The organism is Achromobacter xylosoxidans A8 (assembly GCF_000165835.1).
Lineage (GTDB): Bacteria > Pseudomonadota > Gammaproteobacteria > Burkholderiales > Burkholderiaceae_B > Achromobacter > Achromobacter xylosoxidans_B.
This window is the reverse complement of record NC_014641.1, coordinates 1-24,886: the sequence shown is the minus strand read 5'-3', so window position 1 is coordinate 24,886 and position 24,886 is coordinate 1. Positions and strand designations below refer to the sequence as shown.

Sequence of the window (24,886 nt, the reverse complement as noted above, 5' to 3'; positions counted from 1 at the left end):
CGCAAACCGTAACGATGGCTGACTAATTTGGTATTGGACGGCATGGCCGGCGCTGCCTAGCATTCACTCGTCCCGCGTCAATCCGGACCGGGCAAACCGACAAAGGAGACCGGGATGAACGAACGAGTGAAGCAGGTTGCGTCCGCATTGGTGGATGCGATCCAGAAGACCCTCACGGAGCAACGCGTGACGGAAGAAGAGTGGCGCGCGGGCGTCGGCTACATGATGAAACTGGCCGAGGCCAAGGAAATGGCTCTCCTGCTGGACGTGTTCTTCAACCACACGATCGTCGACCTCAAAGCCCAGGCCACGCGCGGATCCACGCCCGCGATCCAGGGCCCGTATTTCCTGGAAGGCGCCCCGGTGGTCGCCGGCGCCCTGAAGACCTACGAGGATGACTCGCATCACCCGCTCGTGATCCGCGGCGCCGTGCGCACGGACGATGGCGCGCCAGCCGCGGGAGCCGTGATCGACGTGTGGCACTCCACGCCCGACGGCAAGTACAGCGGCTTTCATGACCAGATCCCGACCGACTTGTACCGCGGCAAGGTCGTGGCCGATGCGCAGGGCAAGTACGCCGTGCGCACCACCATGCCCGCCCCGTACCAGATCCCGAACAAGGGACCGACCGGCGTGCTGCTTGAAATGATGGGAAGCCATACGTGGCGTCCCGCGCACGTGCACTTCAAGGTGCGCAAGGACGGGTTCGTGCCGCTGACCACGCAGTACTACTTCGAAGGCGGCGACTGGGTCGACAGCGACTGCTGCAAGGGTGTCGCACCGGACCTGGTCATGCCGGCAAAGACCGAGGGCGGCGCGCAGGTGATGGCCATCGACTTCGTCATCGAACGACCCCGGGAGCACGCATGAAGATCGAGGCCATCAGCACAACGATCGTCGACGTCCCGACACGTCGCCCGTTGCAGATGTCGTTCACCACGGTGCACAAGCAGAGCTATGTGATCGTCCAAGTGACGGCGGGAGGGCTCGTTGGCATCGGCGAAGGCGGAAGTGTCGGTGGGCCGACATGGGGTTCCGAATCGGCGGAGACCATCAAGGTCATCATCGACAATTACTTGGCGCCACTCCTGATCGGGAAAGATGCGTCCAACCTGAGCGAAGCAAGGGCTCTCATGGACCGCGCTGTCACGGGCAACCTGTCCGCGAAGGCCGCCATCGACATCGCGCTGCACGACCTGAAGGCGCGAGCGCTGAACCTGTCTATAGCGGACCTCATCGGCGGGACGATGAGGAAAAGCATCCCGATCGCATGGACGCTCGCGAGCGGCGATACCGCGCGGGACATCGACTCGGCCCTCGAAATGATCGAAGCACGGCGACACAACCGCTTCAAGGTGAAGCTGGGCGCGCGCACGCCGGCTCAGGATCTGGAGCACATCCGCAGCATCGTGAAGGCCGTGGGCGACAAAGCGTCCGTGCGCGTCGACGTCAACCAGGGATGGGATGAGCAGACCGCATCGATCTGGATTCCGCGACTCGAAGAAGCGGGTGTGGAACTGGTCGAGCAACCCGTGCCGAGAGCGAATTTCGGTGCGCTCAGGCGCCTCACGGAGCAAAACGGCGTGGCGATCCTCGCCGACGAGAGCCTCAGCTCGCTGTCGTCCGCGTTCGAACTGGCACGCGACCGCGCGGTGGATGCATTCTCCCTGAAGCTTTGCAACATGGGCGGCATCGCGAACACGCTGAAGGTGGCGGCAATTGCCGAAGCTGCGGGCATCTCCTCGTATGGTGGAACCATGCTCGACTCCACGGTCGGCACGGCCGCGGCGCTGCACGTCTACGCAACATTGCCCTCCCTGCCCTACGGGTGCGAGTTGATCGGCCCGTGGGTGCTCAGCGACCGTCTGACCCAGCAGGACCTTGAGATCAAGGACTTCGAAGTGCACCTGCCTGTTGGAAGCGGCCTCGGCGTGGACCTCGACCACGACAAGGTCCGGCACTACACGCGGGCGGCCTGAGATGCCCGTCTCGCAACCCCCTCACCTGGCGAACATCGGCCGCCGGCGCGTCCTTGCGGGCATCGCGCTCGCGATGACGACGGGTTCAACCAGGGCACAACGGCCCGAAGCCTTTCCATCGCGTCCCATCACGTGGGTGGTTCCCTTCCCGCCGGGCGGAGCCGTCGATGCGATCGCGCGCATCATTTCGCGAAAGATGTCAGAGAGCATCGGGCAGCAGGTTGTGGTGGATAACCGCGCGGGTTCGGGCGGCATCATCGGCAGCGACCTCGTCGCGAAGGCCCCGTCTGACGGACACACCATTCTGATCAACTCCACGGGACTGGTGGTGGACCGGTTCTTCTATCCTCGCGTACCGTACCAGTCCGATCGCGACTTCGTTCCGGTGGTTCTCGCGGCGACGCTCCCCAGCGTTCTGGTCGTGCCGGCGGATTCGCGGTTTCGTGACATCACGCAGCTCCTGAAAGCGGCGCGCGAAAACCCCGGCAAGTTGTCCTTTGCTTCCGCGGGATTGGGCACGTCTATCCACCTTGCCTCCGCGCTCCTCGCGGCCAGGGCGAACGTGGAGCTGCTCCATGTCCCCTACCGGGGCAGCAGTCCAGCCGTTTCGGACCTGGTCGCGGGCCGCGTCGACATGATGATCGACTCAGTGACATCGCAGCGCCAGAACATCCTCGCCAAGCGCGTTCGCGCACTCGGGGTGACGAGCCTGGATCGCCATCCGCAACTGCCCGAAGTGCCGACCATCGCCGAGGCGGCGGGCCTTCCCGGGTTTGAAGTGCTCACATGGTGCGGGGTGTTCGCACCCAAAGGCACGCCTCGCTCCGTCGTGGAGCGGCTTAACGCCGAAATCAACAAGGCGATTGCTGCGCCGGACGTCGTCGAAGCACTTAAGCAGCTTGGGATCAAGACTGCCGGCGGCGCACCGGAAGTCCTTGCGGACCTATTCAAGTCCGAGACGGAGCGGTGGCAAAAGCTCATCGTCGAACACCGCCTCAATGCAAACCAGTGAAGTTGAAAGAGAGACAAGCACATGCTGACTGAAGGCTTATCTATCGATGCGAAAGGAGGCGGCCGCTTCGGCGCGCACCTGCAATTGCCGGCACGCGGGCGCGGCCCGGTGGTGATCGTTGCGCAGGAGATTTTTGGGGTCAACCCATTCATGACCGAAGTCTTGGCGTGGTTGGCATCAGAAGGTTTTGTGGGCCTCTGTCCTGATCTGTATTGGCGCCACGGACCAGGCATCGAGTTCGATCCGAACGACGAAGTACAACGTGCGCGCGCGCTCGGGATGTTCCGCGACTACAAGCTGGAAGATGGGGTGGCGGATTTGCGGGCCACAGTCGCCTACGCGGCTTCTCAGCCGTTTTGCGACGGCGGGGTCGCGGTGATCGGCTATTGCCTGGGCGGAGCGCTGGCCTACGAAGTTGCCGCAGAGGGATTCGCGCAATGCTGTGTCGGCTACTACGGCGTCGGCTTCGAGAAGCGTCTCGAACGCGCCCGACTTGTGAAGACACCATCAATGTTCCACATGGGCACGAACGACCATTTCGTGACCGCGGAGGCCAGACAACTCATCACGAATGCCTTTGAAGCGAATCCCGCGATTGCGCTGCATTGGTACGACGCCGGGCACTCGTTCGCGCGGGCTTCCAGCCCGAACTTCTCACCGGAGGCCACGAGGACGGCGAATGCACGCACGCTGGAAATGCTGAAGCGCATGAAGCCCATCGGGACAATTGGCCAATGAACTTCATCCACGACCCACTCACGCCTCGCGTCTTGTTCGGCGCGGGGCGCCTGCAGTCTCTGGGCGAAGAACTGAAGCTGCTCGGGATACGGCGCGTGCTGGTTATCTCCACCCCGGAGCAGCGTGAACTCGCCAACCAGGTCGCGGCCCTCATTCCCGGCAGCGTCGCCGGATTCTTCGACCGCGCGACGATGCACGTGCCGTCGCAAATCGTCGATCAGGCGGCTTCTGTCGCGCGAGAACTCGGCGTTGACAGCTATGTGGCCCCTGGCGGAGGTTCAACCATCGGCCTCGCGAAGATGCTCGCGCTCCACTCGTCATTGCCAATCGTGGCCATCCCCACGACGTATGCCGGAAGCGAGATGACATCCATCTATGGCGTCACCGAAAACGAATTGAAGAAGACCGGTCGGGATAGGCGCGTCCTCGCGCGCACGGTCATCTACGACCCGGAGCTGACATTCGGCCTGCCCACGGGCATCAGCGTGACAAGCGGTTTGAACGCGATCGCGCACGCGGTTGAGGGCCTTTACGCGCCGGAGGTGAACCCGATCCTCGCGATCATGGCCCAGCAAGGAATCGCGGCGTTGGCCAAATCAATTCCCACGATCCGTTCGGCTCCGACCGACCTTGAGGCCCGTTCGCAAGCGCAATACGGTGCATGGCTGTGCGGAAGTGTGCTCGGCAATGTCAGCATGGCCCTGCACCACAAGCTGTGCCATACGTTGGGGGGAACATTCAATCTGCCGCACGCTGAAACGCACACTGTCGTGCTGCCGCACGCGCTCGCCTACAACACGCCGGCCATCCCGCGTGCGAATGCATGGCTGCAGGAGGCACTCGCCACTCGCGAACCGGCGCAGGCACTGTTTGATCTCGCGAAGTCGAACGGCGCGCCGGTTTCACTGCAATCGATCGGGATGAAGGAAGCGGACTTGGACCGCGCCTGCGAGCTGGTGATGTCCGCGCAATACCCCAATCCGCGACCGCTCGAAAAGCATGCGATCGCGAATCTGCTGCGCAGGGCCTATCTAGGGGAGCCACCGCAACCCTGACCTTGCCGCAGGCCACCGTTCGGTGGCATATTGATTGCTTGGGAAAACAATGCGCCCCCGCCTATGTAGCTCGCGGCGCAAATGGAGACTGCCATGCACCAACAAGGTTCATCTTTCGACCTGTCGAATCTGCAGCGCAACTGCATTTTCCGATGCGAATCGCCGATGGAGTCGCACGAGAAGATCGCGCACGAATTGGCCGACCACGATTTGCGCTGGCGGCGGGGCGCCGTTGACACCGGCATGTACAAGGTCGGGGTTCACGCCTTGGAAATGTTCATGCTGCACTATGGCGCCGAAGTGGAGGTGCGGCCCCGCGTTCCCGAAGGGTTCGCGCTGGTCCATCTCTCGTTGAAAGGCGCGATCGACATCATCTCCGACGAGCAGCGCATCACGGTTTCGCCCGGCGAAGTCGCGTATCTCGCGCCGCGCAAGAATTTTCGGATGTTGTGGCAGCGCGGTGCACAGCAGCTGATTCTGAAGGTGCCCGACACCTTGCTGCGTTCCATTGTGGCCGAGGCGGGCGCGTGCCTGGACTTGCCGTCAACCATGAGATTGACGCCGGCAGCCGCCAGGCAATGGCACTTGTTCATGCAATCGCTGCTCAACATCGGTACCGCGCCAAATGAGTTGCGGCTCGATGAAGGATGGGTTGACCATTTCGAGAAGAACATCGCGTTCTTCCTGCTGAGCCAGAGGCCGTCGCAACAACGGCCGCGTGACGGAGTCGCCACTGCCTCGCCGCCAGTCCTTATTCGCTCTTCGTCCTGCACCGGTGGAACCTCGAGCGCCCTGGAGCGCCTGGAGGCGATGGAGCGTTACATCCGCAGGCACCTCTGTGCTCCGGTGGGCGTCATCGATCTCGCGCGGGCAGCGGGCGTGAGTGTTCGCACCCTCAACATCATTTGCCGGGAATATCGACGCGAGACGCCGATGCAGGTTCTTCGCAACATTCGCCTCGACGCGGCTCGCAGCGCGCTGCTCCTCAACCAGAGCGTCAGCGTCACTCAGGCTGCTTTCGACTACGGGTTCGGCCACCTGGGCCGCTTTTCCGCCTACTACAAGGAGCGGTTTGGCGAGTTGCCCAGCTTGACCAGTTCGCAGATGCACTAAACGCCCAGGTAGCGGGTCCACAGCGCCCGATCGCGGTCCAGGGCCGACGAGCTTCCTTCCCAGACCACCTTGCCGCGCTCCACGATGAGGTGGCGGTCGGCAAGCTTCAGGAGCCGCTCGACGTACTTGTCCACGATGAGGATCGTCTGGCCCGCCTTCCTGAGCAGTTCCAGGCAGTGCCAGATCTCCTGGTGTTAATTTCCATGCAACCCTGAGCCGGCATTTCCATCGAATCTTGATCCACCCTTTTTGCAAGCCTGGAAGGCTCACGGTGTGGATAAGTTCTTGGTTTTCTCCTTCTTGGATTGTGCCGGCAGCGCCGAGCTGTTCTTGAATCGGAAGCTGTCGTTGCCAGTTTCCAGGATATGGCAGTGGTGCGTAAGCCGGTCCAACAGCGCCGTCGTCATCTTCGCATCACCGAACACCGACGCCCATTCGCTGAAGCTCAGGTTGGTCGTGATCACGACGCTGGTGCGTTCGTAAAGCTTGGACAGCAGGTGGAACAGCAAGGCCCCACCGGACGCGCTGAATGGCAGATAACCCAGTTCGTCGAGGATCACCAGATCGGCGTACATGAGCCGGGTGGCGATCTGTCCCGACTTGCCCTGCGCCTTCTCGACCTCCAGCGCATTGACCAGTTCGACCGTGGAGAAGAACCGGACTCGCCGGTGATGATGCTCGATGGCCTGCACACCGAGCGCCGTGGCCAGGTGGGTCTTACCAGTGCCCGGGCCCCCGACCAACACCACATTGTTGGCCTCCTCCAGAAACTCGCAACGGTGCAACTGCCGCGCCAGCGCCTCATTGACTTCGCTGTGGGCGAAGTCGAAACCGGCCAAGTCCCGGTACACAGGGAAACGGGCCACCTTCAATTGGTAGGCCACGGAGCGCACCTCGCGCTCGGCGGTTTCCGCCTTGAGCAGTTGGGCCAGGATGGGTTGTGCCGCCTCGAACGCCGGTGCCCCTTGTGCGGTCAGCTCGGCCACGGCCTGGGCCATGCCATACATCTTGAGCTCTCGCAGCATGATCACGATGGCGCCGCTGGCAGGGTCATGACGCATGACGCACCTCCTGGGCTGTGCGGGCAGCCGCGGGGCGGCGCAACTGGTCGTAGCGCAGCACGTTGGCTTGAGGTTCGTTGACCAAGCGCAGGGCCTGTGGTGCCGTCACCGGCGCCGCAGGCGCCGGCTCCCCTTCCAGCAAACGATGCAGCACGTTCAGCACATGGGTCTTGGTCGGCACGCCAGCTTCCAAGGCCAGCTCCACGGCGGCCAGCACGGCCTGTTCATCGTGGTGCAGAACCAGGGCCAGGATCTCCACCATCTCCCGGTCGCCACCCGATTGGCGCAGCAACATGGCCTGCAGCCGTTTGAAGGCTGGCGGCAGTTCGGCGAACGGAGCACCGTTGCGCAAGGCACCGGGCTTGCGCTGCAGCACCGCCAGGTAGTGACGCCAGTCGTAGACGGTCCGACCACCGACGTCGTGGCGCCGGTCGATGAGGCGCGTGTGCTCGCACAAGATCTGACCTTCGGCGGCGACCACCAGCCGCTCGGCGTAGACCCGCAGACTCACCGGCCGGTTGGCGTAGGAGGCCGGCACGCTGTAGCGGTTGCGCTCGAAGTGCACCAGGCAGGTGGGCGAGACCCGCTTGGTGTGTTCGACGAAGCCGTCGAAGGGGCGCGGCATCGGCATCAGGGTGGGCCGCTCCTGCTCCCAGACATCGGCCACCGTGCCTGGCAGCTTGCCGTGGACGATCTCGCGCCACAAGGTCTTGCAGCGGTTCTCCAGCCACTCGTTGAGTTCGGCCAGGGTTGGAAACGCCGGCACGGGTTGCCACAGCCGGTGACGCGCATCACGCACGTTCTTCTCCACCTGCCCTTTCTCCCAGCCCGAGGCCGGATTGCAGAACTCGGCCTCGAACAGGTAGTGGCTGACCATGGCGCTGAAACGGGCGTTGACGTCGCGCTCCTTGCCCCGGCGCACCTTGTCCACGGCGGTGCGCATGTTGTCGTAGATACCGCGCCGGGGAATGCCACCCAACACCGCGAAGGCATGGTTGTGCGCATCGAACAGCATCTCGTGGGTTTGCAGCGGATAAGCCCGCACGGTGAAGGCGCGACTGTGGCTGAGCTTGAAGTGGGCTACCTGCAGCTTGGTGCGCTCGCCGCCGATGACGGCCCAGTCTTCGCTCCAGTCGAATTGGAACGCTTCGCCAGGACCGAAGGCCAGCGGCACGAAGGTGCCTCGGCCGGTGGTCTGCTGCGCTTCCTGACGTTGCTGCTGCCAGACTCGGGCGAAGGCGGCTACCCGGCCGTATGAGCCTGGGTAGCCCAGGGCGGACAGGTCGGCGTGGAGTTGCTTCACGGTGCGCCGCTGCTTGCGCGACTTGCCCGCTTCGCTCTTGAGCCAGCCTGAGAGCTTCTCGGCGTAGGGATCGAGCTGGCTCGGACTGATGCGCCGAGGGTAGTGCGGCTCCGCCACACCCGCGCGCAGGTACTTCTTGATGGTGTTGCGAGACAGGCCGGTGCGCCGGGCGATCTCTCGGATGGACAACTGCTCGCGCAGGGCCCAGCGTCTGATGACACTTAATGTTGCCACGTCAATCACTCCTATGCTCCTGCCGAAAAAATCAGCAGGTTAGGGTTGTTACGTGGATCAGTTTTAGACGGAAATTACCGGGTTAAGTGGATCAGTTCTGGATGGAAATCAACACGTCGCGTCTTTCAGCGAGATCGAACACCCGTTGTAGTCGTAGCTCACGTCCGACACGACACCCGACACCCGAGCGGTTTTCCCGGTTGAAAGCTGGGTGACGTTGAGCTTGTTGTCTGTACCGGCATGCACCGAAACCTGGCCGGAGCGCAGGAACACCCGATAGCGAGGCTGGAAGCCTTCGGTGACGGAGCGCACTTCACCGCTGACCGCAAGGCCCTTGTTGGCATAGAGGCCGTTTGCTCGCACCTGGTTGTCTTTCGCGGCCTGGCAGATTTGCGGCAGGGATTCCGTGAGCATCACCGGGGCGGTGGCCTTCTGCACATCCTTGGCGACTTGATCCAACGCAGCGCAGCCCGCGAGGGCGAGCAATGGAATAACGAGGGCTAGACACTTCTTGGTTGATTGCATAGACACGACCTTGAGGGTTGGTTAGGAAATTGGGTGTCGGGATGCCCCCGACTGCTCACCACTAGGCAGGTGACGCAGCCGCTAGACCGAAGCGAGCGGCTTTTAGTACGTAGGCACGTAGATGACTTCAATGTCCACGCGCTGGTTCTGGTGCCGCCCTTCTGGCGTCGAGTTGTCGGCCACGAAGTCGGATGCCGAAGCGAAGTTCACCATGATCTTGAGCGGCGACACGCCGCGCGCAATCAGGTACTGGCGGGCCGACAAGGCCCGGCGCAAGGCCAGGGCCTCATCGGCCGCGCTGGGGCGTAGCGTGCTGGTGCGACCGCTGACGTAGATGATCGTGGCCCCCTTCGCCTCGGCCAGCAGCTCGGCCGTGGAAGCGTCCGGCCGGAACGTGGTGCTGCTGTCGGAGAAGGACACCGAAACAGCGGTCAAGACCGGCTCGCCATAGCTCACGGCCGCCATGCCGGCAGCGCCGGCGGCCATCGCGCCAGGCGCGAAGGCAAGGGACGCCAAGGAGAGGGTCAGAAAAAGGGCTTTGCGCATGGTGCGGACTCCAAATCAGAAGAACAGGTAGCCGGCCTTGCTCATGGGGATGCGGATCAACCACAGAGCGGCCAGGTGCAGCGGGTAATAGGCGTAGAACGCCCAGCGCAGGCGCGGCATGGGCAGATCGACGCGGGAAGCGACCAGGAGCAGCGGCAGCGAGGCCAGCGCCCACAGGTTGCGATTGATGAACCACAGCGCCGCGCAGGCGAGCAGCGCGACGGCCGCGGCGGCCCAGGTGGGCCGCTTGCGGTACGACCACACCGCCAGGCCGAAGGCCACGGCCGGCCACCAGTATTCGACCAGGCCGCCACCGACCAGGAACACCAGGCCGGCGCCGACCAGGTGCAGCGGGCCGCCCTTTTCCACCAGGTAGGCGCACGCCGTCACGACCAGGAGCGTGAACAAGACATTGAGGGGCCACCACCCGGCGGACAGGCCACCCAGGGCGACGAAGGGCACCGAGGCCACAGCGCCGAACACCGCGAGGCGCTTCATCGTGCGCGTGTACGCGCCGCGCTCGAATGCACCAGGTCGAGCCAGGTTGTAGGCCAGCACGAAAACGAAGATCGGCAGCGCCAGGCGGCCGGCCTCGAAGAGAAACGGCAGCGTGCCATTGAACAGGTACTTGTTGACGTGATCGCCGGTCATCAGGGCCAGCGCGAGCCACTTCAACGCTTCGACCGTCCCATCCGGCACGTGCAAGGGCTTCATCCGCGCTTGCCCCCGCGTGAGGCATAGGCGCGCAGCACCAGGAAGATGATGTACAGCGCAGGAAGCGACAGCACGAAGGCAATGGGCTTGCCGATCCATGCCGGCAGCGCCCACAGCAGCAGACCCAGCGCGAAGATCGGGCCGAGGCCCAGCAAGAGCAGATCGAATTGCCCCTTGGCCTGCGATTCGGCCCAGTTGCAATAGGCGGTCAGCACCCGGCCGAAACCGAGCGTGTAGCGCATCATGAAGGCGTGGAATTTGTCCATGTTTTAGCCGCTAAATCGGAAGGCCCGCCCTACTCCGGCGAGCCTTCGCTTCTGTTGTTGAAGGAGATCGAGCGCGGCACGTAGCCGCCCGCGACGTTGATGGATGGAGCTGCTGCCGGCCTGGCCGCCGGCGCGGCCGCTGGGGCCGCTGCCGTGGCCTGCTGGGCGGCTTGCACCGCCGGCGCTGGCCCGGTCGGCATCGAGGGCGTGGCCCCCGCCTTCGTCACGTCCAGCGTGACGAACCGAGCTTCGAGCCAATCCGCCCACTTGGCGGCCTTGCGCATCAGGTCGGCGCGATACACCGCGTTGTACTGCGGCGTGCGTGAGTGGTAATTCGCGGCCTTCGTCCAGAGATCGCCCTTGTCGTTGCGAATGTGCATCCGCAAGCGCCAGGCGGCGAGGTCGAACGAGTAGCAGCCAGCGGCCGCTACATCGTCCGCCGTGATGCCGTAGCGGGCCAGGTCGCGCAGGTAAGCCGTGTTGAACTGCATCGGCCCCACGTCATGAGTGCCGTTCGAGTTGCGCACCCACTGGCCCGGCTTGCCGCCTTCCTTCTCCGCGACGGCCAACACGATGTTGGCCGGCACTTCGTACTTCACGGCCGCCGAAACGGCGCACACGACGCGCTCCTGGAGCTGCGGCGGAAGGTCGGCAGCAAAGGGCATGTCAGTAACCCCCCCAGGAAGCGCGGCGGCGCTCTTCGTCCTCGCGCCGGATGCGTTCGTTGTACTCGGCCAGCGCCCGGTCATAGTCGGCCGCTTCGACCCAATACCCGCCCCTTTCTGGCGTGCCGACATAGCGCGGCTTGGTGCTGCTGAAATCGGTGTAAGCGTGGTTGGTGTAGGCCGCGCAGTAGTCGGGCATCTGGTTGCTGATGTACGTCGTCCCGTCCTCGTAGCCCTGCCAGAACACCAGCGTTTGATTCAGGGCCTGCGCATCGCAACGGCCAGCGCCGCGCGACATGGCCGACACCAGCGCGGACATTTCCGGCGTCTGGTTCGACACCGGGCACAGATCGAGGAAGTTCTTGCGCTTCTTGATCGTGTCGGACATTTTCCGCGCCGTGATGCTGAAATACTTGCGAAGCGACGGCGCGCATTCGCTCGGGCGGGTGCCGCTTGCGAGGCACAGGATCGCCTCGCAAGCCAGGCGGGTGTCGCCGGTCAGCACGTCTTGCGCGCTGGCCGTGCCGACCGAGCAGAGGGCCGCCACAGCGGCCACGATGGAAAGCAACTTCTTCTTCATGATGAACACTCCTTTGGGTTACGCAGATTTGTCGTTGCGGCCGCCGTCACGGAACGCGGCTACTTCGGACTCGGGATCGGCAGAGCTGTCAGCTCCGGCCAGGCTGTTGTCGCCGAAGGTCGGCGAGGGTTGTTGATCGGGCACGTCGATGCTCGTGTCGGCCGAGCTGCCGCCCTGCGCCTTGATCGCGGCCGCGATCTTTCCGCCGGTGGTGTCGGCGATGCGTTCCATCGCCGAGTCGCGCATGCTGGCGGCCTTCGCGGCCGCCACCGCACCTACACCCTTCGCCAAGTTCGCGCCGGCGTCGGCCGTGACGCGGCCGGCCTTGCCAAGCGCGGAAGCGGCCGAGGCCAGCATGCCGGGGCCGGTACTACCAGGTGCGTCCTGCTGGCCGCCCTGCCCCGCTCCCTGGCCCTGGCCGCCACCCTGGCCGGCCTTCGCGCCGCCGGCGTCACCGCCGCCGCTGGCCTTCTGGCCGCCGCCTTCGCCACCCTTCGAGCTGGAGCCGGCCTTATCGCCGCCGGCCTTGTCGCCGCCTTTGTCGCCGCCCTTCGACTCGCCGCCGCTGCTGCCGCCGCCGCCAGAGTCGCCACCGCCGCCACCGAAGCCGGCGGCTTGGCCCAGGGGCGTGCTGGTGCCGGCTTCACCGCCACCACCACCGCCAGAGTCGCCGCCACCACCACCGCCCAGCATGGACATGACATCCGACCCGGACGAGACGTTTTCATTGGCCTTCGAGAACGCGGCCATGACCGCAGAAGCACCGCCGGCGGCCGAGGCCGCGCCGGCCGCCAGAGCAGCGCCGCCGGTTGCCGCTGCTGCGGCCGCCATGCCAGCGGCACCGAGGGCCGCGCCTGCGCCGAAGTTGCCGATGCCGGCACCGCCCACGCTCGCGCCGGTGATGACGCCGGCGATGAGCGCCGGAATCTTGTTGACGAGTGCCAGCAGGATCACGCAGACGATGAGCATCACGCCCATTTCCTTGAGGTTGATCCCCTCGCTCATGCGCGCGTAGTAGTCATCCAGAAAGGTCTTGCCGATGCCGACCAGCAGCACCATTGCCATGAGCTGCGCGGCCACACCCAGCACGGTCTTGTAGTAGTTGATCGCCATGTCGGAAGTCCACCGCGACCCACCGAAGCCGAGGAAGAACACGCCGCCATAGGCGAGCACCCAACCAGACGCCAGGAGAAGAAGCATGTTCACGCCGATGAGCGCGAGCACGATCAAGATGGCAACGGCCATGAGGATGCCGGCCATGCTGTCCACCGGCGACCACACCGAGGACTGATCCATCACCTTGTAGAAGATGGCAAAGCCAATATCGACAATGCCGGAAGGCGACAAGGCTTGACCCAAGCCCGTCGCGTTGCCGGCAATTTGGCGTAGCGACGCATAGATGGTCGAGGCGAAGTTAGGGCCGTTCGTCAGCAACCACCAGAAGAAGCCGGTGAAGATGGTGAAGCGGACAAGCTCCGCGAAGAACTCCCCAATGTCGGCCTTGCGCAAGGCCATCATGCCGAACGTCCAGACCATCGAGATCGTCACCAGCAGCCAGAACAACCAGGATGCGGCGTTGGTGATGACACCGGCCCAGCCGCTGGCGGCGGCGTTGTAGCGGTTCAGAACGTCATCGAAGAGGCCCGAGCTGTTCATTTGGGCGGAAGCGTCCGTAGAAAAGAACGCCAGCCAAACGAGCAGCGGCAGGGCGAGTTTCAAGCTGGCTGGCATTCTCATTCGTCAGTACCTCACCAGGACTTAGGTTCGCTAGGTTTGAACGAGCCGGCCCGCAGGCACTGCGATGAAAACGCCTCTTGCACGCTCTTATCGAGCTTGGCGATGTTCTCGGGTTTGCAGTTCTCGGCATTCACTTCGGGCAGCGTCACCGGCTCGGGCTTTTTCTCGCAGCCGGCCAGCAGGGCCGCCACAAGGGCGGCCGCTGCCAGGATCGAGGGTTTGGATAGGCGCATGTATCCCCCTTACCAATTACGGGCCGGACTGGCCCTGTACTCGCCCTTGCGCAGCGCCTCGCCGGCGGCTTGCTGCTGCGCTTCACGGTCGGCTTCGACCTGCATCCGCGTGGCGATGGCGTTCTGCTGCGCGACCATGAGGCCCCGGATTTGCAGAAGCTGGTTTGCCTGCTGGGCCGCGAGCTGGTTGGCGAAGCCGATGGCCTGCATTTGCCCGTTCGCGCCCTGCGCGGCCGACTGGAGCCGTTCGAGCTGGCGCGCGTCGGACTTCAAGGCGTCCTGCTGGCGATCCAGGCCCTTGAACAAGGCATCGTTGGCCTTCTTCTGGCTCTCGCTCGCCAGGCGGCGGTTCTCGGCCATTGCGGCCTGTTCGGCGGGCGTGCAGCCGCCGGTGCCGTTGAAGCACGGCGAGCTGCGGTAGTAGGCCACGTCCTGGAACTTGCCCAGGTACGAGTCGATGCTGCCGAGCTGGGTCTTGTAGTAGTTCAGCGTATCGACCGCATTCATCAGCCCGTTGATCGTGGACTGCGCCTGATCCCAGATATAGGCCGCCGGCGCGACCGTGTTCTGGATCATGTTTTCGTACTGCTGGAGCTGGGTTTGGTACTGCTCAATTTGCTTGAGCGTCTGCGCCACCGACTCGATGGCCGTCATGACGTTCTGCACCAGGTTCCCGCCGTCGATGACGGGAATGCCGGCCTGCGCGGGCGACATGGTGGTGATCGACCCGGCCATCAGAGTGACGGCGAGAGCGACTTTAGCGGCTAAAAACTTCTGCTTCATTTGCTTTCTCCTGGCGTTAGTAGTCAAACGATTGGTACGGCTTCGAGAACGTCATGTCCTTGGTCACGATGACGTTGAACCGATAGCCGGGGCGGATTTCCAAGGTCGGGGCAATGTTCAGATTCTTGGAAACGAGTTGGGCGATGGTGTTGCCCAGCACTTGCCCAAGTGCTTCGCTCAAAGCATCGCTGGCGCGCTGCTGATTGCCGGTGGAACCGCTGTTGTCCTGGCTCATGCTCACGGCGGCGATGACGCCCGACATGAGGAAGGCCGAGCCGAACACGCGCAGGTAGTGGTTATTCACCTGGTCATTGAAGCCCGCGTACCCGGCGCTATCCGCGCCCGGCATCGTGCCAATGTCCATCGCCTTGCCATCGGGGAACACGATGCGCTGCCAAGCCACAAGCACGCGCGACTGACCGTAGGCAACATCGCTCGAATACGACCCGACCAGGCGCGAGCCTTGCGGAATCAGCAGATGCTTGCCGGTCGGCGTGTCGTACACGTTCTGCGCGACCTGGGCCATGATCTGGCCCGGCAAGTCGGAGTTGATGCCCGAAATGAGCGTGGCCGGCACCACGAAGCCGGCGCGCAGCTCGAAGGGCGAGCGCGGCGCTTCGGGCTGGGAGTCCAGCCGCCAACGGTCGCCCTGGCCGCTTCCCGCGAACTGCGCGTAGTTCTTGCCCTGGCCGCCACCGGCGGTTTGCAAGAGCTGCGGCGCACCACCACCCACGCCGCCGCCGGCCTGCTGGCCGCCGACGCCCGAGGCGCGAAGCTGCGCGAGCCGGGCCTGATAGGCGGCGGTCGGATCGCCCGATGCTTGCGCACCGATTTGCTGCCGCACAGCCGCCAGGCGGGACAGCATTTCGTCGCGCGTCTGCGGCGTGCCCGGCTGCGCGCCCGATGACCCGCTGCTGCGCGGCGCATCGACACGAACGCCCGTCTTGGCCTTGACCGCTTCCTGGAACATTTGCAGCTTCGCCATGCGGATGCGGTCGGCTTCATCGTCATGCACCGGCTGGCCCAGGTTGCCGCTGGGCGGTGGCGGCGGCGCGTCCAGGTCGGGGCGCGCGACAAGCACCGGCGCAGCCTCTGGCCCGGTCGCCAGCTCCGGCGGCTTGAGCGGCGAGGCCGCTTCTACCGTGCCGCCATCCCTGTCGCCGACGATCTCCTTGGCGAACATCGACGTGTTACCCGCCTTCTCGGCCGCGCCTTGCGCCGGTGCGTTCTGCTTCGCAGCGCGATCCGCCGCGACCAGCATCATCACCAGCAGGAAGGCACCCAGCGCGGCCGCAAGGATGTACATCGGCATGTTGTTGACACGCCGCACGCCGGACTTCTTCGATACCGCGCCCGGCGAGGCGTCCGGTGCCATTTGATCGGCTTGGTCACTCATAGGTCACTCCTTGCGCACCCAATACCCAGCCGGCGCAAAGCTGCCGTCTTGCACCAGGTACGGGCGGGTGATGGATTGATGGCCGACCAACAGAGTCAGGCGGTACAGGTTCGAGTCGCCGGCCTGGTCGAGCACGTACCGCAGCGGCAGGGCCGCCGGCGATGCCGGCTCACTGGCCGCCGTGGCCTGCGCCTTCGCGCTGGCCGGGTTGAACTCCAGTAGGGCATAGCCGCGCTCGCGCAACGTCAGCACCAGGGCCTGGCCGAAGGCATCAGGCGTGGCCTGTTGCAGCTCCAGGCGCGTCTTGGCCGGCGGGTACAGCACAGCGAGCTGCTGCACCGCTTCGCGGGCGAGCTGCTGCTGATCGACCGTTGCGGTCGGCGGGACGAAGTTGCCGTATTGGCCGGTGGTCGCGCAGCCGCCCAGGGCGAGGACGAACAGCGCAGCAAAGATGATCTTGCGCATGGTCACTTCCTCCGGGAGATAGTCACGCGGTCTTGGCTTCCACCAACACCGGCAATCAGGATCGCGCGGTCAAACACCGTGTCCACGATGTAGCGATTGCCCTGCACGCGATAGTTCACCATCACGGTTTCCTCGTCGCGGAAGATGCCGCCCTCGCGGCGCACGACCAGGAGCGTCGGCGCTTCGGTTTGCTCCATCGTTCCGGGCATTTCGATGATGGTCTTGCGGCCATCGTTGAACACACGCACCGGCTTCCAGCTCGCCGAGCCGGACAGGTCATAGTCGAACTTGAGATCGCCCAGGTACTCGCCGGTCTGCGGGATGGTGCGGTCGGTGCGTTCTTGCGTTTCGCGGCGCTGGATCGCGTCCCACTTCGCAAGCGCGTCCTCGGGGTAGGTGAACGAGACTTGCGGCATGTACTCGGTGCGATGCGAGCGCAGGCGCAGGTGATAGGCGCGGCGGTTCGTCGTCACGATGAGGCTGGTTTCCAGGCCAACATCCATCGGCTTGATGATGAGGTGCTGCACTTCGTTGGGGCCGCTGCCGGTGATGGCCGGCTCGACCGTCCACCGGGCCGTGTCGCCCAGGTTGATCGAGTTGACTTGCTCGCCTGGCTGCAAGGCCACGTCGCACACCTGGAGCACCGCGCACACGATGCTGGGCTGCTGCGCGCCGAACAGGAACTTGATCGCGCCATTGGAGCCGGCGACGGGCTTCATGCCGGTGGCAGCGCCCGCGTTCCATCGCTTCGCAATGTCGATGGCCGCGCGCTCTTGAGGCGTCAGCGTCGGGTTCTTGCCGGTGAAATACTTGTCGGCCAGGTCATCGGCGGCCAGGGCCAGGGTGGGCGACAGCAGCGCAGCGCCCAAGGCGACAACGGAAAAGATTTTCTTCATGGTGAATGTCCTTGGGTTCATTGAACGCGCGACCAGGAGTAGTCCCGCACGTACACGCTTAGGGGGTTGTTCCGAAGTTGCTCATCCGTGGTTTGCGGCGTGACTTCCGCGACGTACACAGTGACCAGCGCACGCCAGATCGCGGGCTTGCCCTTCGGTGTGCCTTGACGGTCGCGGGCGGTTTCTTCCCACTCGACTTGCCAGGTGTCCGGCGTCTGCGGGATGGCCGTCTTGATCTCGACGTTCACCATTTCCTTTTCAGCGCGACGGAACGGGCTGGCATCCGGGGTGCCGTTCAACCACTCATTCATCTTTGGCGTTGCCGGATCGTTGGGCGACAACTTGGCGTACACGCGGAACACAGAGCGGCGCTGCAAGGCCACGTCCGGCGTGACCGTGCGGGCGTCGGTGATGAACTCGGCGACCGTCGCATGGATGACGCGGGCATCGGCCTTCGAGGCCGCTTGCACCGGGCCGGCGGCCACTGTCTGGCCGAGCTTGTCCACTTCCACCACGTAGGGGATGAACTTCGACTGGCTGCCGATGTGGATCACGCCGCCGACGCCGGCGAGCGCGATCAACAGCGACAAGATGCCGATCACTTGCCAGGTCTGGCGAGACGACACGACGCCGCCCACGTGATCGTTCCAGGTGCGACGAGCGGCCAGATAGGGGTTCTCGGCCTCGCCCTGGCGTCGGCCGCCTTCCAGCGGTTCATCGGTCTGCCGAGGGTCGCGCTTGTCGCGTCCTGCGGCCGTGGCGGGCTTCTTGAAGATCAAGCCCTTGAGGGTGTCGGCAAAGCTCATGCGGCCTCCAGGTAGTCATTGAGATTCAGATTGCGGCCGGCCAGCCAGTGATCGACCCACTCATGGCCGAACTTCGCTTGCAGGCTCTTGATGGCGGCGACCGATTCCTTGTCGGACGCGCCGACGAAGGCCAGGGCCAGCGGCCCCAGGGCGAGGTCATAGAGGCGGCGGCCGTTCTCGGAGACGTAGTAGTACTGCCGCTTCGGAACCGCCGTGGCGAGGATTTCGATTTGCCGCTTGTTGAGGCCCATGCGGCGATAGAGCGCCGCCGTGTCCTCGTCGCGGGCATAGACGTTCGGCAGGAAAATCTTGGTCGCGGTCGATTCCACGATCACATCCAAGATGCCCGAGTTGGCCGCGTCGGAAAGGCTTTGCGTAGCCATGAGCACCAGGCAGTTCGCCTTGCGCAAGACCTTGAGCCATTCCCGAATCTTGGCGCGGAACGCCGGGTGGCCCAGCATCAACCAGGCTTCGTCCAGGATGATGACGGCCGGCTGGCCTTTAAGGCCGCGCTCGATGCGGCGGAACAGGTACAGCAGCACCGGCAGCGCGAACTTCTCGCCGAGGTTCATCAGCTCTTCGATCTCGAACACCGTGAAGTCGGAGAGCGACAGGCCATCCTCTTCGGCATCGAGCAGGTGGCCCATCGAGCCGTCCACCGTGTATTGCTTGATGGCCTCGCGGATCGCTTCGTCCTGGATCGTCACCGAGAACTCGGAGAGCGTGCGCGCGCCGCTGGCGTGCATGCTCATGATCGCGTGGCCGATCTCGTTGCGCTGCCCTGGCGTGGTGTCCACGCCGTTGAGCGCAAGGATCGTGTCGATCCACTCCATCGCCCAAGCCCGATCCGCCTTCGTTTCGAGGAACTGGAGCGGGCAGAAGGCCAGGCGGTCATCGTCGGCGGCCACCGTGAAGTGCAGGCCAGTCTTGCCCTTCGAGCCGGCATTGATTGCGGCCGCGAGCGGGTACATCGACATGCCCTTGTCGAAGGCGTAGATCGACATGCCGGCATAGCGCCGGAGCTGCGCGGCGATGATGCCCAGGTGCGTCGATTTGCCCGCGCCGGTCGGGCCGAACATGAAGGTGTGGCCCAGGTCGCGCACGTGCAGGTTCAGCCGGAAGGGCGTAGCGCCGACCGTGACGCAGTGCATGAGCGCCGGGGCCAGCGGCGGGTACATCGGGCACGGCGCGGTGGCGCTGCCCGTCCAGATGGAGCTTGTCGGCAGCAGGTCGGCCAGGTTCATCGTGTTGATGAGCGGCCGGCGCACGTTCTCGACGCCGTGGCCGGGCAAGCTGCCCAGGTAGGCGTCCATCGTGTTGATCGTCTCGATGCGCGCCGCGAAGGCCAGCCGGTTGATGGCCTTCTCGACCGACAGCGCGGCGGCCGCCAGGCGCTCCCGATCCTCATCCATCAACACGACCACGGACGTGAAGTAGCCGGCGGCCACCAGGCCGCTATTGACCTCGGCGATGGCCGCCTCGGCATCGGCCACCATCGTTGCCGCGTCCTGGTTGACGCTGCCGGTGTTGGTGTTGAAAACCTGGTCGAAGAAGCCGCGAATCTTCTGCTTCCACTTCTTGCGGAACTTGTCCAGGTGCTTCAAGGACTCGTGCTGATCCATGAAGATGAAGCGGCTCGACCAGCGGTATTCACTCGGCAGCTCGGCCAGGGCCGACAGCAGGCCAGGCGTTGACTCCAAGGGGAAGCCTTCGAGGGACACCACCTGGATGAACTTGCGGCCGATCTTCGGAACGACGCCGCCCCACAGCTCTTGCCCGCCGATCACGGCGTCCAAGTACATCGGGTTGCTGGGGAGCTGCACCGGGTGATAGTTGCCGGTCACGCAGAACTGCAACCAGCTCAGGAAGTCGTCATGCGTGACTTCCCTGCCCTCTTCCGTGGCGATCTTGTGGCCCTTCAAGCGCGTGAGCTTGACGGCCGAGGACATGCGCGATTCCAGGCTGCGGATTTCGCGCTTGAACTGCTCGATGAGGCCCACGGTGCGGGCCGTGTGGTCGGGCGTCACCGCGTCATCGTCAAACATCAGCTCAACGAACTTGCGCTGGGCCAGCACTGGCGGAAACCAGGTCACGGCGAATACGAAGTGCCCTTCGTACATCGTGCCCAGGCCCTCGAAGAGCCGCCGGCGCTCTTCATCAATGGCGGCCGACACCGGATCGGTGAAGGTGGAGACGCCGCGCTCGGAGTAGTTGGGTGCCGGCCGGCGCACGGCATCGACATGAACCATCCAGCCGCTGCCCAGGCCCGCCAGGGCCTGGTTGATGCGGAAGGACACCATTTCCCGCTGCTCTTCGGTGCTGCTGGCGTTGTCATCCCCTTGGTACAGCCAGGCGGCCATAAAGGAGCCGTTCTTGCCCACGATCACGCCGTCATCGACCACGGCGGCATAGTTGAGCAAGTCGGCCAGGCCCGCGTCCTTCGACCGATGCTTCTTGAGCTTCAGCTCGGCATCGACCTGACGGATACGGGCAAAGAGGATGAGCAACAGAACCGCACCGAGTACAGCAATGCCAATTGCGATTGCTTCGATCATTTGTATTGCTTCCCTTGACTCGGCGTGTTTTCACGGAAGGGCGTGCTGCGAGCCGGGTAGTACGGCTTGTACCGGCGGTGCCGCAGGTACACGTGTCGCAGCTTCGGGTCGGACTTCGCCATGAGGCGCAGCACGAATAACGCGCCGAACCACAAGGCGATGCCGAACACCGTTGCCCTCACTTCTTGGGCGCTGAAAATCAGCGCCCCGGCCAGCAGGCCCGAGAACATCACCAGCTCGCGGTCGCCACCCATGAACAGGTTTTCTCGGTTGCCGGCCCTACGGATGGGGATCGCGCGCAGTGCCATGACTTACCCCGCGATGTGGCCGCGTTCGGCCCAGCGTGCGATGGCTTCACCAGGGAAGCCGGCCATGTCCAGCGCCGCGACCTTGGCCTGGTGCAGCACGCCATCGGTCAGGGCGGCGATTTCCGCGCCACGGCCGAAGAAGGTGCTCATCATGTTCTGCGCGCCGACCAGCAGGGCCATGACCAGGACGATGAAGATCAACGTGCGGAAGAAGCCGTTGAGTTCGCCGCCGAAGATCAAGATGCCGCCGGCGACAACGATGCCGATGATCGACAGCGCGAAGGCCACCGGGCCGGTGACGCTGTTGCGCAGGTTGGTCAACCAGCCTTCATACGGCAGGGAACCGCCGGTGCCTTCGGAGGCGAAAGCGTGCTGGGGGGCCAGCAGGAAGAACGCCAAGAGGGCGAACATGCCCAGGTAGAACACGGCGCGGCTGTCGAAGCGGAACGCGGGAAGGGTCGATTGCATGGGTCTAAGCTCCTTACAGGGTTACAGGGTTACAGGGTTTTGGTTGCGTACTGGCCGTTGGCGTAGCCGGAAACCTCAAGGATTTCCTGGATGCGCCGCGAGCCGTCAGGGGTGCGGGCGATATGAACGACCACGTGAACCGCCTCGCCTATCAGCGGTTCAATGGGTTTGGGTGAATCGGGGTGCATGCTGATGAGCATGGCGAGCCGATCAAGGCCCGCTTTGGCGTTGTTTGCGTGCAGGGTTGCGGCTCCTCCTTCGTGCCCGGTGTTCCAGGCCATCAACAGATCAAGTGCTTCGGGGCCGCGCACTTCGCCGACCAGGATGCGGTCGGGCCGCATGCGCAGCGTGGTCTTGAGCAGCGCCGTCATGGTCACGTCGATGCTGGTGTGGTACTGGACGTAGTTCTCGGCGGCGCACTGGATTTCGCCGGTGTCCTCGATGATGAAAACCCGTTCGGTCGGGTCTTGAAGCACCATCTCGTTGATGATCGCGTTCACCAGCGTGGTCTTGCCCGAGCCGGTGCCGCCGATCACCAGGATGTTCCGGTGGGCACGCACGGCGGCAATCAAGGAATCGCGCTGCTGCGCGGTCATGATTCCGCGCTCGACGTACTGCGCCAGGGTGAAGATGGCGACCGCCTTCTTGCGGATCGCAAAGGTCGGTGCGGGCACGACCGGGGGGAGCTGGCCGGCAAAGCGGCTACCGTCTAGCGGGAACTCGCCTTCCAGGATCGGCCGCTGCCGCGTGACTTCCTTGCCGTGGTAGCCGGCAATGGTTTCGATCATGGCTTGGGCCTGCGCGAAGCGAAGGGTGCCGATGCACTTCATCGGCTCGCCCAGCTTCTCCTGCCAGACTTTGCCGTCCGCGTTGAGCATGATTTCAACGGTCTTGGGATCGTTCAGAGCTGCCAACAGCTCCGGCCCCATGTCGCGTTCGAGCTTCTTCTTCGCCCGTTCCTTGATCGTGTTGTGTTCCAGCTTCTGTTCGGTCATTCCGTGTATCCCATGTATGTGATTTGCGTGCTGCCCTGACCGCACGCATTCTACACAGGTTCATACGATATACCGAAGTCTTTTGACGAGCAAGCAAACGGAATGACGGATTGAGTGTTTTCAATCGTGTCCCGAGCTGATCGCAATAGAAACAACGCGGCGCATGCTCCGTGCGCCTCGCACCGAACCTATGGCTTGCGTTGTGGGTGTTCCGGGGGTTGAGCCACCCCGGCGGGCTTTAGCGGCTAAAAAGTGCTGGCTTCTGCTGGCTCAGTTCCTTGCCGCGTCCCTTCCCTGCTTTCTTTCTTGGCGTCCTACCCCCGGAGCTTCTTGCGGGCGGCCTCGCCCCACTTCTTGACGATGAATGCCTGATGCGACGGTAGCACCGCCGCCACTCGCTCGAAACCGGCAGGAAGGCTCTGCGGAGCCTTGCCGCCGGCCAGGGCATCGAGCGTGTCCTTGTCCAAGTCGGTTGATTCAAGCAGAAGGGGCAACGGCGCATCAAGGGCCTTGGCAATGTCCTGCATGACCTTGAGGGACGGATTGGCCTTGCCCGTAGTGAGATCGGACAGGAAGGAGATCGAAACCCCCGACCTGTCCGATAGCTCCTTTTTCGTCATGTGGCGCTCATCAAGCAGCCGCAGCACGTTCGTGAAGAAGATGTAGTTATACAAAGGCGTCGCCTTGCGCATGGGCGGCTCGAAATTTTAGCCGCTAAAGTTCTTGACCTCGGAATTAGGTTTAGCTAAACTCTAGGCTTCATCACAGCCTGGAGAGCTACGCATGAGCCATAACCAATTCCAGTTTATCGGCAATCTTACCCGTGATACTGATGTTCGCCATAGCGAAAACAGCGCCCGCGCCGTATTCGACCTGGCCGTGAACCGCGTGTGGCGCGACCGCGCCGGCGAGAAGAAAGAGCAAACCGACTTCTTCCGCATCAAGTCGTTTGCCGGCCTGGCAGAGAACGCGGGCAAGTACCTTGGCAAAGGCTCCAAGGTGTTCGTCCAGGGCCGCATCGAGCCGACGAAGTTCGAGAAGGACGGCCAGACCGAGTACGGCTTTGACTTCATCGCCGACGTGATCGAGTACCTGGATACCAAGGAACCAGGCGGCAAATGAGAAACGCGCCCGGCCACAGGCCGGGCGTTATGCTAGGAGGACGAAGATATGCCGGACAGTTTCGACGAGCAGGGCTACCGCCGCAAGCTCATCGACGGCGGGTTGAGTGAGGCCGACGCGACGGCGCTTGCCCGCCGCTACGCGGCCGAGCGCAACGCGCAGGCCGGCACCGCCGGCGGGGCTTTCCGCCCCGCCGGTTCCCTCTTCGAGCTGCCGGACGGGCCGGCAGCGCCGGAGCCACCGCCACCGCCGCCCAGCGCGGCCGTGGCGCGCTCCGAGCGGATGGCGGCCGAGTCGGCCGAGCTGGCGCGGACTATGGGCCTTCCGCCCGAGCCGCGAACCGTGGTCAACACCTTGGCCGAGAAAGTCAGCGGCGTGACCGCCGAACGGAGAACGCAACAGATGGCGACCAAGAAAACGACCGAGAAGCCGGCCAGTGCCACCGGCGAGCTGGCCGAGCAGGTCAGCCAGGCCAAGCAGGCCGCCTTGCTCAAGCACACGAAGCAGCAGATCAAGGACATGCAGCTTTCCTTGTTCGACCTCGCGCCGTGGCCCGACCACATGCGGGCCATGCCCAACGACTTCGGCCGGTCGGCGATCTTCACGACCAGGAACAAGAAGGTGCCCCGCGCCGCCTTGCAGCGCGAGGCGATCTACCACATCAGCAAGGACGTGGAGATCACCTTTACCGGCATCGAGCTACGCGCCGACAGCGACGAGCTGGTGTTTGCCCAGGTGCTCGAATACGCGAAGCGCACGCCGCTGGGCGAGCCGGTCACGTTCACGTTCTACGAGATTTGCCAGGACTTGGGCTGGTCGATCAATGGCCGCTACTACAAGCAGGCCGAGGACTGCCTTTCGCGGCTGCAAGCGTCCGCGATGCAGTTCTCTTCCCAGCGGCTGGGCCGCCTGGAATCCGTGTCGCTGATCCGGCGCTTCCGCATCCTGGATCGCGGCAAGCGCACGTCGCGCTGCCAGGTCGAGATCGACACCGAAATGGTGGTGCTGTTCGCCGGCGACCACTACACGAAATTCGTGTGGGAGAAGTACCGCAAGCTGTCGCCCACCGCGCGGCGGATGTTCGACTACTTTGCCACGCACAAGGAGCCGTACCCGCTCAAGCTGGAGACGTTCCGGCTCATGTGCGGTTCGGATTCCACCCGCGTGAAGAAGTGGCGCGAGCAGGTCAGCGAGGCATGCGACGAGCTGCGCGAAAACGGCCTGGTGGACAGCGCCTGGATCAATGACGACCTGGTGCATTGCAAGCGATGAGAGGGCAAGCCGGGATAAAGCCAGTTTTGACTCATAAGCCCTGCGGTTATTTAGTCAGA

General features: G+C 64.0%; 28 protein-coding genes and 1 pseudogene. 8 read left to right on the top strand and 21 right to left on the bottom strand.

The features are described 5' to 3' along the window. Positions 1-114: 114 nt before the first annotated feature. The 6 genes from AXYL_RS32475 to AXYL_RS32450 all read left to right on the top strand — a co-directional run bounded on the left by AXYL_RS32475 (position 115) and on the right by AXYL_RS32450 (position 5,897). Entirely contained in the window at positions 115-870 is a 756-nt protein-coding gene (locus tag AXYL_RS32475) for a chlorocatechol 1,2-dioxygenase (RefSeq protein WP_011255152.1), read from the top strand. Further along, the gene (locus AXYL_RS32470) at positions 867-1,979 is read left to right on the top strand and encodes a muconate cycloisomerase family protein (RefSeq protein ID WP_011255151.1); all 1,113 of its coding nucleotides are present in this window, start codon (positions 867-869) and stop codon (positions 1,977-1,979) included. The genes AXYL_RS32475 and AXYL_RS32470 overlap by 4 nt, the downstream gene beginning before the upstream one ends. Position 1,980: 1 nt before the next feature. Next, positions 1,981-2,991 carry a tripartite tricarboxylate transporter substrate binding protein gene (locus tag AXYL_RS32465; RefSeq protein WP_011255150.1) on the top strand — a complete coding sequence of 337 codons (1,011 nt, stop codon included), beginning with the start codon at positions 1,981-1,983 and terminating at the stop codon, positions 2,989-2,991. Between the two features lie 21 nt (positions 2,992-3,012). Then, positions 3,013-3,729 (top strand): dienelactone hydrolase family protein, encoded by a 717-nt coding sequence (locus tag AXYL_RS32460; protein WP_011255149.1) that lies wholly within the window; start codon positions 3,013-3,015, stop codon positions 3,727-3,729. Further along, the gene (locus AXYL_RS32455) at positions 3,726-4,784 is read left to right on the top strand and encodes a maleylacetate reductase (protein WP_011255148.1); all 1,059 of its coding nucleotides are present in this window, start codon (positions 3,726-3,728) and stop codon (positions 4,782-4,784) included. The genes AXYL_RS32460 and AXYL_RS32455 overlap by 4 nt, the downstream gene beginning before the upstream one ends. Before the next feature lie 93 nt (positions 4,785-4,877). Continuing rightward, positions 4,878-5,897, top strand: coding sequence for an AraC family transcriptional regulator (locus AXYL_RS32450; RefSeq protein WP_011255147.1), 1,020 nt, complete (start codon positions 4,878-4,880; stop codon positions 5,895-5,897). On the opposite strand, the pseudogene AXYL_RS32445 reads toward AXYL_RS32450, so the two are convergent. The 21 genes and pseudogenes from AXYL_RS32445 to AXYL_RS32345 form a co-directional block, all read right to left on the bottom strand. After that, positions 5,894-6,088 (bottom strand): annotated as a pseudogene (locus AXYL_RS32445) (ABC transporter ATP-binding protein); the annotation flags it as partial. The gene AXYL_RS32450 and the pseudogene AXYL_RS32445 overlap by 4 nt on opposite strands. A gap of 75 nt (positions 6,089-6,163) precedes the next feature. Further along, complete coding sequence (gene istB / locus AXYL_RS32440; RefSeq protein WP_011255145.1) at positions 6,164-6,958, bottom strand: IS21-like element IS1600 family helper ATPase IstB; 795 nt, start codon at positions 6,956-6,958, stop codon at positions 6,164-6,166. Next, the gene (istA, locus tag AXYL_RS32435) at positions 6,948-8,504 is read right to left on the bottom strand and encodes an IS21-like element IS1600 family transposase (protein ID WP_011255179.1); all 1,557 of its coding nucleotides are present in this window, start codon (positions 8,502-8,504) and stop codon (positions 6,948-6,950) included. The genes istB and istA overlap by 11 nt, the downstream gene beginning before the upstream one ends. 99 nt (positions 8,505-8,603) lie before the next feature. Next, positions 8,604-9,020, bottom strand: coding sequence for a major outer membrane lipoprotein (locus AXYL_RS32430; protein WP_013397084.1), 417 nt, complete (start codon positions 9,018-9,020; stop codon positions 8,604-8,606). 102 nt (positions 9,021-9,122) lie between these two features. Beyond that, positions 9,123-9,566, bottom strand: a complete 444-nt coding sequence (locus AXYL_RS32425; protein ID WP_011255142.1) for an OmpA family protein — start codon at positions 9,564-9,566, stop codon at positions 9,123-9,125. Between the two features lie 15 nt (positions 9,567-9,581). After that, a complete protein-coding gene (locus AXYL_RS32420; RefSeq protein ID WP_012478194.1) occupies positions 9,582-10,280 on the bottom strand; it encodes a TraX family protein in 699 nt (232 codons plus the stop codon). Further along, positions 10,277-10,546 (bottom strand): hypothetical protein, encoded by a 270-nt coding sequence (locus AXYL_RS32415; RefSeq protein WP_011255140.1) that lies wholly within the window; start codon positions 10,544-10,546, stop codon positions 10,277-10,279. The genes AXYL_RS32420 and AXYL_RS32415 overlap by 4 nt, the downstream gene beginning before the upstream one ends. A 29-nt stretch (positions 10,547-10,575) precedes the next feature. Beyond that, positions 10,576-11,211, bottom strand: coding sequence for a transglycosylase SLT domain-containing protein (locus AXYL_RS32410; protein ID WP_011255139.1), 636 nt, complete (start codon positions 11,209-11,211; stop codon positions 10,576-10,578). Between the two features lies 1 nt (position 11,212). Continuing rightward, on the bottom strand, positions 11,213-11,791 hold the full coding sequence (locus AXYL_RS32405; RefSeq protein WP_011255138.1) for a TrbM/KikA/MpfK family conjugal transfer protein: 579 nt from the start codon (positions 11,789-11,791) through the stop codon (positions 11,213-11,215). An 18-nt stretch (positions 11,792-11,809) separates the two neighbouring features. Beyond that, positions 11,810-13,528 carry a P-type conjugative transfer protein TrbL gene (gene trbL / locus AXYL_RS32400; protein ID WP_012478193.1) on the bottom strand — a complete coding sequence of 573 codons (1,719 nt, stop codon included), beginning with the start codon at positions 13,526-13,528 and terminating at the stop codon, positions 11,810-11,812. 11 nt (positions 13,529-13,539) lie between these two features. Beyond that, complete coding sequence (trbK, locus tag AXYL_RS32395; RefSeq protein ID WP_011255136.1) at positions 13,540-13,761, bottom strand: entry exclusion lipoprotein TrbK; 222 nt, start codon at positions 13,759-13,761, stop codon at positions 13,540-13,542. Positions 13,762-13,770: 9 nt separating this feature from the next. Next, complete coding sequence (trbJ, locus tag AXYL_RS32390) at positions 13,771-14,544, bottom strand: P-type conjugative transfer protein TrbJ (RefSeq protein ID WP_011255135.1); 774 nt, start codon at positions 14,542-14,544, stop codon at positions 13,771-13,773. A 16-nt stretch (positions 14,545-14,560) separates the two neighbouring features. Continuing rightward, a complete protein-coding gene (locus tag AXYL_RS32385; protein WP_012478192.1) occupies positions 14,561-15,940 on the bottom strand; it encodes a TrbI/VirB10 family protein in 1,380 nt (459 codons plus the stop codon). 3 nt (positions 15,941-15,943) lie between these two features. Beyond that, on the bottom strand, positions 15,944-16,405 hold the full coding sequence (locus AXYL_RS32380; protein WP_011013267.1) for a lipoprotein: 462 nt from the start codon (positions 16,403-16,405) through the stop codon (positions 15,944-15,946). A gap of 2 nt (positions 16,406-16,407) precedes the next feature. Beyond that, complete coding sequence (trbG, locus tag AXYL_RS32375) at positions 16,408-17,301, bottom strand: P-type conjugative transfer protein TrbG (RefSeq protein ID WP_014386236.1); 894 nt, start codon at positions 17,299-17,301, stop codon at positions 16,408-16,410. Positions 17,302-17,318: 17 nt separating this feature from the next. Continuing rightward, entirely contained in the window at positions 17,319-18,107 is a 789-nt protein-coding gene (locus AXYL_RS32370) for a conjugal transfer protein TrbF (protein ID WP_011013265.1), read from the bottom strand. After that, a complete protein-coding gene (locus tag AXYL_RS32365; RefSeq protein ID WP_011013264.1) occupies positions 18,104-20,662 on the bottom strand; it encodes a VirB4 family type IV secretion/conjugal transfer ATPase in 2,559 nt (852 codons plus the stop codon). The genes AXYL_RS32370 and AXYL_RS32365 overlap by 4 nt, the downstream gene beginning before the upstream one ends. After that, complete coding sequence (locus AXYL_RS32360) at positions 20,659-20,970, bottom strand: conjugal transfer protein TrbD (protein WP_011013263.1); 312 nt, start codon at positions 20,968-20,970, stop codon at positions 20,659-20,661. The genes AXYL_RS32365 and AXYL_RS32360 overlap by 4 nt, the downstream gene beginning before the upstream one ends. A gap of 3 nt (positions 20,971-20,973) precedes the next feature. Then, the gene (trbC, locus tag AXYL_RS32355; protein ID WP_011013262.1) at positions 20,974-21,438 is read right to left on the bottom strand and encodes a conjugal transfer system pilin TrbC; all 465 of its coding nucleotides are present in this window, start codon (positions 21,436-21,438) and stop codon (positions 20,974-20,976) included. Positions 21,439-21,467: 29 nt separating this feature from the next. Continuing rightward, positions 21,468-22,433, bottom strand: coding sequence for a P-type conjugative transfer ATPase TrbB (gene trbB / locus AXYL_RS32350; RefSeq protein WP_011013261.1), 966 nt, complete (start codon positions 22,431-22,433; stop codon positions 21,468-21,470). Positions 22,434-22,747: 314 nt separating this feature from the next. Then, positions 22,748-23,107: a transcriptional regulator gene (locus tag AXYL_RS32345; RefSeq protein WP_011013260.1), complete on the bottom strand. Its 360-nt coding sequence runs from the start codon at positions 23,105-23,107 to the stop codon at positions 22,748-22,750. Between the two features lie 109 nt (positions 23,108-23,216). On the opposite strand from AXYL_RS32345, the gene AXYL_RS32340 reads away from it, so the two are divergent. Beyond that, entirely contained in the window at positions 23,217-23,555 is a 339-nt protein-coding gene (locus AXYL_RS32340) for a single-stranded DNA-binding protein (RefSeq protein ID WP_011013259.1), read from the top strand. A 48-nt stretch (positions 23,556-23,603) separates the two neighbouring features. Beyond that, positions 23,604-24,827 carry a plasmid replication initiator TrfA gene (trfA, locus tag AXYL_RS32335; protein ID WP_011013257.1) on the top strand — a complete coding sequence of 408 codons (1,224 nt, stop codon included), beginning with the start codon at positions 23,604-23,606 and terminating at the stop codon, positions 24,825-24,827. The last annotated feature ends 59 nt before the right edge of the window (positions 24,828-24,886 follow it).